The 13,591-nt window shown below is 66.3% G+C and carries 13 protein-coding genes; 3 read left to right on the forward strand and 10 right to left on the reverse strand.

What is annotated here, in order from left to right; genetic code table 11:
• The first annotated feature begins 32 nt into the window (after positions 1-32).
• Entirely contained in the window at positions 33-413 is a 381-nt protein-coding gene (locus AC1ROX_RS29355; RefSeq protein ID WP_493132059.1) for a rhodanese-like domain-containing protein, read from the forward strand.
• A 2-nt stretch (positions 414-415) separates the two neighbouring features.
• On the opposite strand, the gene AC1ROX_RS29360 is transcribed toward AC1ROX_RS29355, so the two are convergent.
• The 9 genes from AC1ROX_RS29360 to AC1ROX_RS29400 all read right to left on the reverse strand — a co-directional run bounded on the left by AC1ROX_RS29360 (position 416) and on the right by AC1ROX_RS29400 (position 8,373).
• Positions 416-1,048 (reverse strand): hypothetical protein, encoded by a 633-nt coding sequence (locus tag AC1ROX_RS29360; protein ID WP_493132061.1) that lies wholly within the window; start codon positions 1,046-1,048, stop codon positions 416-418.
• 9 nt (positions 1,049-1,057) lie between these two features.
• Complete coding sequence (locus AC1ROX_RS29365) at positions 1,058-1,882, reverse strand: isocitrate lyase/PEP mutase family protein (protein ID WP_493132063.1); 825 nt, start codon at positions 1,880-1,882, stop codon at positions 1,058-1,060.
• 65 nt (positions 1,883-1,947) lie between these two features.
• Positions 1,948-2,808 carry a bile acid:sodium symporter family protein gene (locus AC1ROX_RS29370; protein ID WP_493132065.1) on the reverse strand — a complete coding sequence of 287 codons (861 nt, stop codon included), beginning with the start codon at positions 2,806-2,808 and terminating at the stop codon, positions 1,948-1,950.
• Between the two features lie 50 nt (positions 2,809-2,858).
• The gene (locus tag AC1ROX_RS29375) at positions 2,859-3,299 is read right to left on the reverse strand and encodes a hypothetical protein (protein WP_493132067.1); all 441 of its coding nucleotides are present in this window, start codon (positions 3,297-3,299) and stop codon (positions 2,859-2,861) included.
• A 30-nt stretch (positions 3,300-3,329) separates the two neighbouring features.
• Positions 3,330-3,884 carry a transporter substrate-binding domain-containing protein gene (locus tag AC1ROX_RS29380; protein WP_493132069.1) on the reverse strand — a complete coding sequence of 185 codons (555 nt, stop codon included), beginning with the start codon at positions 3,882-3,884 and terminating at the stop codon, positions 3,330-3,332.
• A 130-nt stretch (positions 3,885-4,014) separates the two neighbouring features.
• Complete coding sequence (locus AC1ROX_RS29385; protein WP_493132072.1) at positions 4,015-4,374, reverse strand: GFA family protein; 360 nt, start codon at positions 4,372-4,374, stop codon at positions 4,015-4,017.
• Between the two features lie 114 nt (positions 4,375-4,488).
• The gene (gene phnY / locus AC1ROX_RS29390) at positions 4,489-5,943 is read right to left on the reverse strand and encodes a phosphonoacetaldehyde dehydrogenase (RefSeq protein WP_493132074.1); all 1,455 of its coding nucleotides are present in this window, start codon (positions 5,941-5,943) and stop codon (positions 4,489-4,491) included.
• Between the two features lie 10 nt (positions 5,944-5,953).
• Positions 5,954-7,210 carry a phosphonoacetate hydrolase gene (gene phnA / locus AC1ROX_RS29395; protein ID WP_493132076.1) on the reverse strand — a complete coding sequence of 419 codons (1,257 nt, stop codon included), beginning with the start codon at positions 7,208-7,210 and terminating at the stop codon, positions 5,954-5,956.
• Positions 7,211-7,221: 11 nt separating this feature from the next.
• Positions 7,222-8,373 (reverse strand): 2-aminoethylphosphonate--pyruvate transaminase, encoded by a 1,152-nt coding sequence (locus tag AC1ROX_RS29400; RefSeq protein WP_493132078.1) that lies wholly within the window; start codon positions 8,371-8,373, stop codon positions 7,222-7,224.
• A 73-nt stretch (positions 8,374-8,446) separates the two neighbouring features.
• Between AC1ROX_RS29400 and AC1ROX_RS29405 the strand changes: the two genes are divergently transcribed.
• Complete coding sequence (locus tag AC1ROX_RS29405) at positions 8,447-9,313, forward strand: LysR substrate-binding domain-containing protein (RefSeq protein WP_493132080.1); 867 nt, start codon at positions 8,447-8,449, stop codon at positions 9,311-9,313.
• 70 nt (positions 9,314-9,383) lie between these two features.
• Entirely contained in the window at positions 9,384-11,066 is a 1,683-nt protein-coding gene (locus tag AC1ROX_RS29410; protein ID WP_493132082.1) for a Na/Pi cotransporter family protein, read from the forward strand.
• On the opposite strand, the gene AC1ROX_RS29415 is transcribed toward AC1ROX_RS29410, so the two are convergent.
• Positions 11,033-13,501, reverse strand: coding sequence for a GcvT family protein (locus AC1ROX_RS29415; protein WP_493132084.1), 2,469 nt, complete (start codon positions 13,499-13,501; stop codon positions 11,033-11,035). The two genes, AC1ROX_RS29410 and AC1ROX_RS29415, sit on opposite strands and share 34 nt — an antisense overlap.
• Positions 13,502-13,591: the final 90 nt, after the last annotated feature.

Genomic DNA, 13,591 nt, shown 5'->3' on the forward strand with positions numbered 1-13,591 from the left:
CGCGCTTGCCGAACAACCGCAAGGAGGAATTCATGCCCACGAGCGTCAAGCAGATGATGGAAGCGGCCAACGCCGTCGTGCCGAAGATCTCCCCGGCCGAGGCCAGGGAGATGATCGCCAAGGGCGACACGCTCGTGGTCGACGTGCGCGACTCGGCCGAAGTCGCCAACAGCGGCAAGGTCCCGGGGGCGGTCAACGTCTCGCGCGGCATGCTCGAGTTCCGCGCCGATCCCGATTCGCCATACCACGACAAGGCATTCGACAAGACGAAGACCGTCATCGTCTACTGTGCCTCGGGCGGCCGCTCGGCGCTCAGCGGCAAGGTCCTGAAGGACTTCGGCTACGCCAACGTCTTCAACCTCGGCGGTTTCAAGGACTGGGTCGACAGCGGCGGCGCGGTCGACAAGGCCTGACGCTACTTCTCGGCGAATTTGAGCTGCTGGATCGCCGTCATCAGCTTCGTGATCTGCTTGCGCTGGTCGTCGTCGAGTGGCTTGTCGTCGGGCAGCGGCTGCAGCAACAGCTCGACATCCTCGAGTTCCCTCACGAGGTTGTACGCCTTGTTGGTCTTTTCCTTCTCCGTGCCGCTCAGCATGGGATAGATCGTGAGGTAGAGCGACGCCAGGCTGCGATTCTGCAGCTCCGGCGTGAGCGGGATGGCACTCTTGAAGACGCCGCCCAGGGCAGCCTTGGCATCGCCGACCGTCTTGGCGCGGCGCAGCAGGAAACTCATGCCGTCGAGCCGGTGCTCGATCTCGAAGCGATGGCTTACGAGATCGGCCTGGTTCTTCTGCGAGATCTCATGATCGTGCTGGACCTGCTGCAGGAAGGCCGCACCACCGGTGAGCACGACGGACGATAACAGCCACATTCCGACGGAGCTGTTCAGGAACTCGTACACCCTGGAGCCGAAGCCCGGCTTCTCCGGAGGCACTGCGGGCGCCGGCTCGACGGTCGGCTTTGCCGCCTCCTGCTCCAGCGACGTGCGGATCGAATGGCGATAGCGCTCCTCGGCGGCGATGCGCTTCATCTCGTCTTCGGTCAGCATCGCTCGCCGCTACTCCTTCATGAAGGCGTTGAGATCCGGTGTCGGAATCGCCCGGTCGAGATAGGTGAAGGTGCCCTTCTCCTTCACTTCCTTCGCCGCATCGACCAGCCCGGTCATGGCCGCACGATAGAGCGAGGTGGCGAGGCTGATGCGCTTCACGCCGGCGGCTTCCAGCTCGGCCTTGCTGAACGACTTGCCCTTGATGCCGACCATGAAGTTGAACGGCTTGCGCAGCGCGCCGCACACCTTCTTCACCGAGGCGAGGTCGGGCAGGCCCGGAGCGAACAGCACGTCGGCGCCGGCCGCCTCGAAGGCCTGCAGGCGCTTGATCACGTCGCCGAGATCGGGCTTGCCGCGCAGGAAGCCCTCGGCGCGCGCCGCCAGGATGAACGGCACCGGCAGCGACCGCGCCGCCTCGACGGCCGCCTTGATGCGGGTCGTGGCCGTGTCGATGTCGAACAGCGGCTGGTCGGGATTGCCGGTCGCATCCTCGATCGAGCCGCCGACCAGGCCGACGCCGGCGGCCTGGCGGATCGTCTCGGCCACGTCGCTGATGTCATCGCCGAAGCCCTTCTCGAGATCGGCCGCCACCGGCAGGTCGGTCGCATTCACGATCAGCCGCGCATTGGCCAGCGCCTCGTCGCGTGTAACCCGGCCGTCACGCTTACCCAGAACGCCCGCCTTGGCGCCGCTCGAACTCGCCAGCGCCTCGAAGCCGAGACCGGCCAGCACGCGCGCGGAGCCCGCATCCCAGGGATTGGCGATAATGAACGCGCCCGGCGCGTCATGCAGCGCACGGAACTTACGGGCCTTTTCGGCTTGGCTGACACTCATGGACGATCCCCGATCGAAAATTGGGCCGCAGTTTGTCTCGCCCGTTCTCTGCAGGGCAATCGAGATTATTTCAACTGCGCCTCTTGGCGCGCTGCTTGTGTTGTCATCTTCCGGCGCCAACGCATGTAGGGCAGCGTGATCGCGACCGAGATCGCGATGTAGACCGAGACCACCACGGCCGCCCGCACGCCGGGCATCGAGGTGGCGACGACCACGGCCACACCGATGTGCCGGGTCGCGCAGGCGACGGCGAGCGCCGTGCGGTCCTCCTCGTTGGGGCCGCCGACCAGATGGCCGATGACCAGCGACACCAGGATCAGGACCGCGAGGGCCGCCACGCCCGGTCCCCGCACCTCCATTGCCACATGCCAATTGACCGCCAGCAGAGCCAGCGCACTGACCGTCAGCGCAAGTCCCGCCAGACCGACCACGCGCGCACCGACCCGGGCCGCGAACGCCGGAAACAACCAGCGGACGGCCATGCCCGCCAGCAGTGGCAGGAAGAACGATTCGCCCAGAACGCGCGCGGCGTGGTGCGGCGCGACATGCGGCAGCCGCGGGAAAAGCGGGATGAGCGCCTCCAGCCAGAGTGGGACGAGGATCACGGCCATCACCGAGGAGACCACGACCAGGCTGAAGATATAGGCGCCGTCGCCGATGCCCAACAGCTTGCGCGGCAGCAACGGCGCCCCGGCCGAGACCGCGAGCACCAGCAGCGCCGCCTCCACGCCCGCCGGCAGGTCCAGCAGCTTGACCAGCGCGACGGCCGCCAGCGGCACCAGCACATACATGGCCAGCAGCGAGCGCAGCAGCAGCGCGGGATGCCGGAACAGACGGATGGCGTCGCGCGGCGTCGAATCCAGGCCGATGCCGAAGATGATGATCGTGACGAAGAGCTTGAGGAGGATGAGGAGCGCGACGGTCACGGTTCCTGGCTGCGCCTCGGCGAATGCGGGATGGTCGCCCTACGGCCTCTTCATCGCATCGGCAGCGGGTACATCACGCCCCCTCGCGTATACAGCGCATTCGCGCCACGGTCGAGGTTGAGCGGTGAGTTGGCGCCGAGATTGCGCTCGTAACTCTCGCCGTAGTTTCCGACCTGCCGGATGATGTTGTAGGCCCAATCCTCCTCCAGGCCGAGGGCCTTGCCGTCGCCCGGCGCCGTCCCCAGCAGCTGGCGAACGTCGGGATCGGGCGACTGGCGCTCGCTGACGATCGTATTCCTGCCGAGGTTCAGTTCCTCGGCCACCAACATGGCGTGGAACGACCAGCGGACGATGTCGCTCCAGTTATTGTCGCCGCCGCGCACATAGAGGCCGAACGGCTCGCGCGAGATCGTCTGCGGCAGGACGAGGTAGTCCGCCTGCTTGTTGCGGCTGGCCAGCACCGCCGCGAGGGCCGACGCATCCCGGGTCATGCCTGCACATCGGCTGGCGAAGAAGACCTCTTACATCGCCTCGGCATTGTCGAACGGCATGATCTGAACGGAGTAGCGGCGGGCGCCGAACCAGTTCGCCAGATTGGCTTCGTGCGTTGTGCCCTTCACGACGCAGACCTTGGACGTGGCCAGTTCCGACGGCATGGTGATGCCGGCCTTTCGCGACACGGCGAAAGCCTGCCCGCCATAGAAATTCACCGCCGCGATCTCGATATTGGCGCCGGCATCGCGCCGCAGTGTGACGGTCGAATTACGTGCCAGCAGGTCGATCTTGCCCGCCTGCAGATCGGCAAAACGGTCCCGTGTCGTCAGCGGGATGAATTGGACCTTGCCCGCGTCACCGAGAACGGCGGCGGCCACCGCCTTGCACATGTCGACATCGAGGCCCGCCCAACCCCAGCTCGCGCGCCAGGAGAAGCCCGGAAGCTCGCCGTTGATCCCGCAGTTGAGATGTCTCCGCTTTTTCACCGCATCGAGGGTCGATTCCGCGGCGGCCGGCAAAGCGCCCAGCGCAAGAACCAGGCCGACGATACCCAGGATGCGAACACCAAGGCTGGCCCCCATAGATACTCCCCCGGCCTCGACGACCTCTCATGAGCGCAGTCGTGTGTCGGCTTTTGTAGACCGGGAGAGATGTGCGTTATTTGAAGAATGCGTTAAGGAACGAACACGAGGGCGATCGTATAGGTGAATGTTACTTGCTGCGACCGTCCCACGGCTTGGGATTGAGCATCTCGACATCGAGACCTTCGATGCAGCGCAGATTGATGCCGACCGTCGGCGTGCCGTCCGGCATCGAGCCCTCGGCATAACTCTCGATGCCGCATTGGCTGCAGAAGCGGTGATGCAACGACTTCTTGCCGAACTGGTAGTCCCCCTGCCCCTTCGCCTCCGACTTCAGGGTGAAGCTCGCCTTGGGCGCGAAAGCCCACACGGCGCCGAGCCGGCTACAGATCGAGCAATTGCACTTGATCGCGCCTGAAACGTCGAGATCGACATCGAAGGCAACGGCGCCGCAGTGGCAGCTTCCCGAATAGTGCCTGGCCTCGGACATGTGCAGCTCCCTCATTGGAGCGCGCCACTCCAGTGGCGCTCAGGCATCGTCTATGCACAAGAGATGAGCGCAACTGGAGTTGCGCGTTCCATTGTTTACTTCCGTGCGCCGAGCCTATCCCGGCCAGGGTAGCGACCAGGTCTTCACGTTGGTGAAGCTCTTCATCGCCTCCAGCACGCCTTCCTTGTAGCCCAGGCCCGAATCCTTGATGCCGCCGAAGGGCGACATCTCGATGCGATAGCCCGGCACTTCCCAGATGTTCACCGTGCCGACCTGCAGCTCGTCGACGAACTTGGTGATGTAGTCCAGACGGTCGGTGCAGACGCCCGACGACAGGCCATAGGCCGTGCCGTTGGAAACCTGAATCGCGTGATGGATGTCCTTCACGCGGATGATCGGGATCGCGGGGCCGAACGTTTCCTCGCGCACCAACTCTGCCTGCGGATCGACATGGTCGACCACGGTCGGCGGAAACAGCGCGCCCTGGCGGTCGTTGCCGTACAGCAGCTTCGCGCCATGCTTGGCGACGGCCTCGCTGACGCGGTTCTGGAACAGCGTGGCGGCGCGCTCGTGGATCACGGTGCCGACATCGGTCTCGGGATCGAGCGGATCCCCGGCTTTCAGCTTCTTCGCCTTGGCGAGCACGCGCTCGACGAAGGCATCGGCCACCTTGTCGACGACCAGGATGCGCTTCACGGCGGTGCAGCGCTGGCCCGAATTCTTGGTGGCGCCGGCGACGGCCAGCTCGGCCGCCTTGTCGAGGTCGGCATCCTCCATGACGATCAGCGGGTCGTTGCCGCCCAGCTCCAGCACGATGCGCTTGTAGCCCGCCTTCTCGGCGATGTACTTGCCGACCCGGACAGAGCCCGTGAAGGTCACGAGATCGGCGCGCGGATCGACGATCATCGCATCGCCGATGTCGGACGGATTGCCGGTGATGACCGACAGCATTTCCGGCGGCAGGCCGGCCTCGTAGAGCGTGTCGGCGAGGAACAGGGCCGTGAGCGGCGTCAGCTCGGTCGGCTTCAGCACGACGCAGTTGTTGGTCGCGAAGGCCGGCGCCAGCTTGTGCGCCACCATGTTGAGCGGATGGTTGAACGGCGTGATCGCCGAGATGGCGTTCAGCGGCTGGCGCAGGGTGAAGATCTTGCGCGACTTGCCGTGCGGGGTGAGATCGCAGGAGAAGGTCTGCCCGTCGTCCAGCATGCAGAGCTGGCCCGCGAAGGTGAACACGTCGTAGGCGCGGCCGACTTCGTAGAGCGAGTCCTTCAGGCAGAGGCCCGATTCCAGCGTGATCAGGCGCGACAGCTCTTCCTTGCGCGAGACCAGAAGATCGGCGGTCTTGAGCAGGATCTGCTGGCGCTGATAGCGCGTCAGCTTCGGCTTGTAGTCATGGGCGATCTGAAAGGCTTCGGCCACCAGCTCGGGCGTGGCGCGCGGCACGGTGCCGACCAGGCGGTTGTCCCAGGGGAAGCGCACTTCCAGGCGCGCCTTGGTTTCGACCTTCTTTCCGGCGATGCGGAGAGATTCGTGCCGGACGTCGGAGCCCGTGCGGGTGATCGTGTCCATCGGGGCGGTCTCAGGCGACGAGGTTGAGGGCGAGATCGAAGGCATCGAAGTTGCGCCAGCGATGCGCACCGCTGCTGGCGTTCGCGAGCTTGCGGTTGCACAGCAGCGGCACGCGCTGTTCCGAGATGCCGCCATGGCTGCGCAGCGGCTCGGTGAGGCCCGACAGGTCGTGCCGCGAGGCAGAGGTGCCCAGCACCTTGTGCTGGGTCGAGACGACGATGAGGTCGCCGAGACGATCGGCCGGCAGCTCGAACTTCGCGGCCGCCTCTTCCTTGGTGAGCGCCGCCTCGATCCCCGGCATGGCCTTCAGCTTGGCGGCCCACTCCTTGGGATTGTCGCAGTAGACGACCGCGAACGAACCCAACGCGCCGTGATGGACGACATAGGGATCGGTGATCGGCAGGATGACGCGGGCCTTGTCCTTGCCCACCCAGCCGTCGAACAGGTCCTGCAGGTAGATGACGTCGGGCTGGCCGTCGGCGCCGAACTTGGCGTTCATGCCATGGTCGGCGGTGACGACGATGGTGCAGCCCATGGCGTCGAGCTTGCTGAGATACCCGTCCATCATGGCGTAGAAGTCATTGGCGACCGGCGTGCCCGGTGCGTGCTTGTGCTGGATGTAGTCAGTCGTCGACAGATACATGATCTGCGGCCGGTCGCGCTCCATCAGCTTGACGCCGGCGGCGAACACGAACTCCGAGAGGCCGGCGCTGTAGACGTCCGGCACGCCCATGCCGACCAGCTCGTTCACGTGGTCGATGCCGTTTTCGGCGAGCGTCGCCTTGTCCGACTTCTCCGACGAGAAAGAGCAGGCCTTGCCGGCACCCAGCTCGAGCCCCTTGCCCAGCAGGCCGCGCAGCTTGTCCTTGGCGGTGACGACGGCGATGCGGCAGCCGGCGCGCTGGAAGGCCGGGAACAGCGTCTCGACCCGCAGGAACTTCGGATCGTTCATCATCACTTCCTTGCCCGTCTCCGGATCGAGGAAGTAGTTGCCGCAGATGCCATGGACCGCCGGCGGCCGGCCGGTGACGATCGACAGGTTGTTCGGGTTGGTGAAGCTCGGCACTACGCAGTCGCCGATCAGGTTGGTGCCTTCCTTCAGGGCTTTGGCGAACCACGGTGCCTGGCCCGCCTCGACGGCGCGCTCGATATAGCCGGGCTCCGAACCGTCGACGCAGACCACGACGACGGGCTGCCGGGGCAAACGATAAGTCCGGCCGTTGACGGAGATGTCGCCGCCGCTGACGTTCATGCTGTCGGGTGCCATGTCTCGTTCCCCTATTCTGCCGCCAGAGCCGGGCCGCCGTTGGTGACTCTCATCTCGTCCAAGACCTCGCGCACCGCCGCCAGGGCGCCGCGCATGTGGTCGGGATAGAGTCGGCCGATGCAGCCCATGCGGAAGGAGTCCGCCACGGTGAGCTTGCCCGGATAGATCACGTAGCCGCGGTCCTTGAGCCCGTCATAGAAACGCTGGAAGACGAACTTCGGATCGGTCGGCATGTGGAAGGTGATGATGATCGGCGCCTGCAGGTCGTTCGGCAACAGCGTCTGGAAGCCCATGGCGCGCATGCCGTCGATCAGCACCTTGGCATTCTCGCGATAACGCTTGCCGCGCCCCGCAACGCCGCCCTCTTCCGCATGCTCCTCGATCGCCTTGCCCAGCGCCACGATGACGTGAATCGGCGGCGTGAAGCGATACTGGCCGGTCTTGGCGAAGCCCTCGGCCTGGTCATGCAGGTCGAGCACCAGAGTGGTGGCGTTGCCCTTGCACTCGGCGAGAGCGCTGTTGCGGCAGACGACGAAGCCCAGGCCCGGCACGCCTTCGAGGCACTTGTTCGAGGAGGCCGCGAGCGCGTCGTAATAGACGTTGCGTGCGTCGATCTCGAGGGCGCCGAAAGCCGACATCGAATCGACCAGCAGGCGGCGCTTCTGCTTCTGCACCAGCGCGGCGATGCCGACGATCGGATTGAGGATGCCCGACGTGGTCTCGCAATGGACGGCGAAGACATGGGTGATGCCGGGATCGGCCACCAGCATCGCTTCGAGCTTGGCCAAGTCCGGAGGCGTGTCTTCCGCCGTCTCGTAGGTGGCGACGGCGCGACCGGCAATCTCGGCGATCTTCTTGGCGCGCTGGCCATAGGCGCCGTTGATGACGACCAGCAGCTTGCCGGTCTTCGGCACGAAGCTCGTGATCATCGCCTCGACGGCGAAGGTGCCGGAGCCCTGCACCGGCACGGTGACGTGGGTCCCTTCGGCGCGGGCGAGCTCCACGATCTTGGTCAGCACCATCTTGTTGATGGCGATGAAACCCTGATCGCGGGAGCCCCAGTCGTGGATCATCGCCTGCTTGACGCTGGCCGAGGTGGTGAGCGGGCCGGGCGTCAGCAGCAGCGGATCGCCGGTTTCGGAGGCGGCAGGCTTGGTGTTCATGGCGTGGATGATCGGCTCGCCGTGTCTATCCGTCCAGTATATATTCCATATGTTAACTATTGGTTTATCATATATGACCCCGACCCAGCTCCGTGCTTTCCACCTCGTGGCCGAGGCCGGCTCCTTCTCCGCTGCCGCCCGCGCCTCGGGCGCGAGCCAGCCCAACCTCTCGGGCCAGGTGACGGCGCTGGAGAAGGCTTATGGCGTGCGCCTGTTCGACCGGCGCGGCCGCAGCGTCACGCCGACCGAGACCGGGCGGCAGTTGCACGGCGTCACGACGCGCCTGTTCGCCCTCCAGGACGAGGCGCAGGCGCTGCTGCAGGGCGAGCGGGCCCTGACGCGCGGCCATCTCCGCATCGCGGCCGACTCCGCGCACCACGTGGTGCCGATCATGGCCGCGCTGCGCAAACGGGCCGGCGGCCTCACCTTTGCGCTCTCTATCGATAATTCCGCCGTCGTGCTGGAGCGCCTGCTGCGCCACGAGGCCGACGTCGCGGTGATGGCCAAGAGCCTGTCCGATCCGCGCCTGCACGCCGTGCGCCTGCGTACTGATCGGCTGGTCCTGTTCGCACCGGCGGGACACGCACTCGCCAGGCGCGGTCGCACGCCGCTCTCGGCACTCGGCGGTCAGGAACTCGTATTGCGCGAACGCGGCTCGATCACGCGGGAAGTGCTTGAACAGGCGATGGCATCGGCCGATATCAGGCCCGCGTCGATCGTCGAGGTGCAGACCCGCGAAGGCGTGCGCGAGGCGGTGGCGGCCGGGTTCGGCGTCGGCGCGGTGTTTGCGAGCGAACTCGGCGAGGACCGCCGCTTCCGCCGCATCACCATCACCGATCAGGATCTGGCGGTTGCGGAATATGCCGTGTGCCTGCAGGAGCGTCGGAGGGTCGCGCTCGTTCGGGCTTTCATGGATGAAGCGACGCGGCTGGCCTCCTGAAGATCATGGGCGTAACAAAATTGTCAAAAAACTTTCTTCACTGAAAAACGAGGCGTAGGATTCCGCGATCATGCAAGGCGTCGACACGATCCTGAACGTTCTCGGCAGCGTCTGCCTGCTGCTGTGGGGCGTGCGCATGGTGCGCACCGGCCTGACGCGCGCCTTCGGCGCCACTCTGCGTCGCGCCATCGGCGCCTGCTCGCGCAACCGCTTCTCGGCCTTCGCGGGCGGCGTGGTTCTGACCGGCGTCCTGCAGTCGAGCACCGCGACCGCCCTGCTGCTCGCCTCGTTCGCCGGCCGCGGGCTGATCTCACTGTCGATCGGCCTTGCCGTGATGCTGGGTGCCAATGTCGGCACGACCCTGACGGCGCAGATCTTGTCCTTCCCGCTCGGCTGGATCTCGCCGCTGATGATCGCCGTCGGCGTCATCGCCTTCCTGTCGAACAGTTCCGACCGGGCGCGCCATCTCGGCCGTGTCGCCATCGGCCTTGGCCTGATGCTGCTGTCGTTGCACCTGCTGGAGGCCGCCGCCCTGCCGCTGCGCAACGCGCCGGCCTTCGTGGCCGTACTGGAAGGGCTGCAGGACGAGTATGTCATGGGCGTCCTGATTGCGGCCGGCGCGACCTGGTTCATCCATTCCAGCCTGTCGACCGTGCTGCTGGTCATGTCGTTCGCCTCGAGCGGCATCATCGACCCCAAGCTCGGCATGGCGATGGTGATCGGCGCCAATATCGGCGGCGCGATCGCACCCTATTTCGACCAGGCCTCCACAGACGTGGAGGCGCGGCGCCTGCCGCTGGGCAACCTCATCACCCGCGTGGTGGTCGGACTGGCGCTGCTGCCGTTCCTCGGCCAGTTCCACCAGTGGCTGCTGATGCTCGATCCGGCGCCGGGCCGCCTGCTGGTCAATTATCACACGGCCTTCAGCGTGATCGCCGGCATTGTCTTCCTGCCGCTGACCGATCCGATGGCAGCACTTTGCCGCCGCCTGGTACCCGACCGCCCGCAGACCGACGATCCCGGCAAGCCGCGCAACCTCGACCCCAACGTGCTCGACACGCCGGCCGAGGCGCTGGCCTGCGCCATGCGCGAGACGCTCAATCTCGGCGACAAGGTCGCCGACATGCTGCGCCAGACGATGGACGTGTTCGAGAAGAACGACGCCCGCGCGATGAAGGCGATCGAGACGGCCGACGATGCCGTCGACGCCCTCTACGAGGCGATCAAGCTCTACCTGATCCAGACCTCGCGCAACGAACTGGGCGAGGAGGACGGCAAGCGCTATGTCGAGATCCTGACCTTCGTGACCAATCTCGAGCATGCCGGCGACATCATCGACAAGAACCTGATGGAACTGGCCGCCAAGAAGATCAAGAATCGCTATTCCTTCTCGGCCGAAGGCACGGCCGAGCTGCGCGCCTTCCATGCCCGTGTGCTCGACAATCTGCGACTGGCGCTGAACGTCTTCACGACCCGCGACATCACCCTGGCCCGCCGCCTGGTCGCCGAGAAGACCGCGATCCGCGAGGCCGAGGCCCATGCCGCCGACAGCCACTATGCCCGCCTGCGCGAGGGACGGCCGGAATCGATCGAGACCAGCTCGATCCACATGGACGTGATCCGCGACCTGAAGCGCATCAACGGCCACCTGACGACGGCGGCCTATCCGATCCTCGAGGCGGCCGGCGAACTGGCCGAGACGCGCCTCAAGCCGACCGATCAACCCTTGATCCGCAACCCGCTCGGATCGTAGGGCGCGCGCAGCGAGACCTTCGCCGCGTGCCGCGTGCCGGCCAGGTCGACCTCGAAACGGCCGCCTTCCAGCCAGGCGGCATCGATCGCGGCACCATCGCTGCGCTTCACGTAGCCGAGGCCAACCGACGCGCCGAGCGTGTGGCCATAACCCGCCGAGGTGAGGTCGCCGACCGGCCTGCCGTCGCGCAGCAGCGCCTCACCGCCCCACAGGAGCGGCTCACTATCGTCCAGCACGACCGAGACGAGCCGCCGGGTCAGCGGCTTGGCCTTGGCGTCGACCAGCGCCTTCTGCCCGATGAAGCCGCCCGGCTTGTCGAGCTTCACAGCCCAGCCGAGACCGGCCTGGAACGGCGTATCGTCGGGCGTCAGCTCACGGCCCCAGGCGCGGTAGCCCTTCTCCAGGCGTAGCGTGTCGATGGCGTAGTAGCCGGCATCGCGCAGGCCGACCTCGACGCCCGCCTCGTGCAGCGTCTCGAACACGGTGACGGCGAACTCGACCGGGACGTAGAGCTCCCAGCCCACCTCGCCCATGTAGGTGCGGCGTGAAGCGAGCACCGTGGCGTAGCCGACGCCGATCTCGCGGATCGTGGCGAACGGAAAGCCTTCGTTCGAGAGATCGGCTTTGCTCACCTTCTGCAGCAGCTCGCGGCTTCTCGGCCCCATGACCGACAGCACCGTCCAGCCCGACGTGACGTCGGTCAGCACGGCGTTGGCATCCGGCGGCATGTGGCGGCCGAGCCAATCCATGTCGCGCATCGGCTGGGCCGAGCCGGTGATGACCAGGAACTTGTCGCGCGCCAGGCGCGCGATGGTGAGATCGCTCTCGAAGGTGCCGCGCTCGTTCAGCGCGCCGGTATAGACCGTGCGACCAACGGGGACGGCGACGTCGTTGGCGCAAAGCCGCTGCAGCACCGCCTCGGCATCGCGTCCCTGCACCAGCAGCTTGCCGAACGAGGTCTCGTCGAAAATCGCGACGCCCTCTCGGGTCGCGCGATGCTCGGCGGCGACCGCATCGAACCAACCGCCGGGGGCACCGCGGCCCCAGCCATAGTGCATCTCGGGCGCCTTGCCTTCGCCCGCGAACCAGTTGGGCCGTTCCCAGCCCATCTTGTTGCCGAACCAGGCGCCGCGCGCCTTGAGGCGGTCGTAGAGCGGCGAGCGACGGAACGGACGGCCGCTCTCCTGCTCGCGCTGCGGCCACGGCATCTTGTAGTGCAGGCCCAGTGTTTCGGCGACGCGGCTGCGCAGCCAGGCATCGTTGCCGTGGAAGCCCGCGAAGCGTCGGATATCGACGGGCCACAGATCCATCGTCGGTTCGCCGGCCACGATCCATTCCGCCAGCGCCATGCCGGCGCCGCCGGAACTGGCGATGCCCATCGAGTTGAAGCCGGCGCCGACATAGAAGCCGCGCAGTTGCGGCGCCTCGCCCAGGATGTAGTTCATGTCGGGCGTGAAGCTTTCCGGCCCGTTCATGAAGGTCTTGATGCCGGTCTTCTCCAGCGACGGCACGCGGATCAGCGCGTTGTCCATCAGGATCTGGAACTGGTCCCAGTCGTCCGGCAGCATGCCGAACTCGAAATCGTCGGGGATGACGTCCTTGTTCCACGGCTTGGCCTCGGGCTCGAAGCCGCCCATCAGCAGGCCGCCGACCTCTTCCTTGAAGTAGATGTAGCCGTCGGGATCGCGCATCACCGGCAGGTCGCGCGGCACGTTCTCCATCTTCTCGGTGACGATGTACATGTGCTCGCAGGAATAGAGCGGCACCGTCACACCGACCATGCGGCCGAGCTGGCGCGCCCACTGGCCGCCGCAGTTGACGACGATCTCGGCCTTGATCGGCCCCTCGGTCGTCTGAACGCCGGTGACCCGCGGACCCGAAGGGCCGTCCTCGGTGTCGATCGCCGTGACCCTCGTCTTCTCGAAGATGCGGACACCGCCGTTGCGCGCGCCCTTGGCCAGCGACTGGGTGATGTCGGCCGGGTTGGCCTTGCCGTCGCCCGGCAGCCACACGGCGCCGACGAGATCGTCGGTGCGCATGATCGGGTACTTGTCGCCGGCCTGTTGCGGCGTCAGCGGCTCGCAGACGACACCCTGCGCATTGGCCATGGCGGCGGAGCGGCGCAGCAGGGTCATGCGCTCCTCGGTGCGCGCCACGATGAGCGAGCCGGATTCTTTCCAGCCGGTGGCGAGACCGGTCTCGGCCTCGAGCTTCGAATAGAGCTCGGTGCTGTAGCGGATCAGCCGCGTCAGGTTCTGCACGCTGCGCAACTGGCCCACCAGACCCGCCGCATGCCAGGTCGTGCCGCCGCTCAAGCGCCCCTGCTCCAGCAGCACGATGTCCTTCCAGCCGTGCTTGGCAAGGTGATAGGCCGTCGAGCAGCCCATGATGCCGCCGCCGATGATGACGACGCGGGCCTGGGAGGGAACGCTCATTTGCCGGGGGCGCGCCACTCCAGTGGCGCGATCTTCTTGGGTTGCGACACATGACGCGCCACTGGAGTGGCGCGCCCCCGGCACACTGAA

The sequence above is a fragment of the Reyranella sp. GW821-FHT14A01 genome (assembly GCF_058803965.1).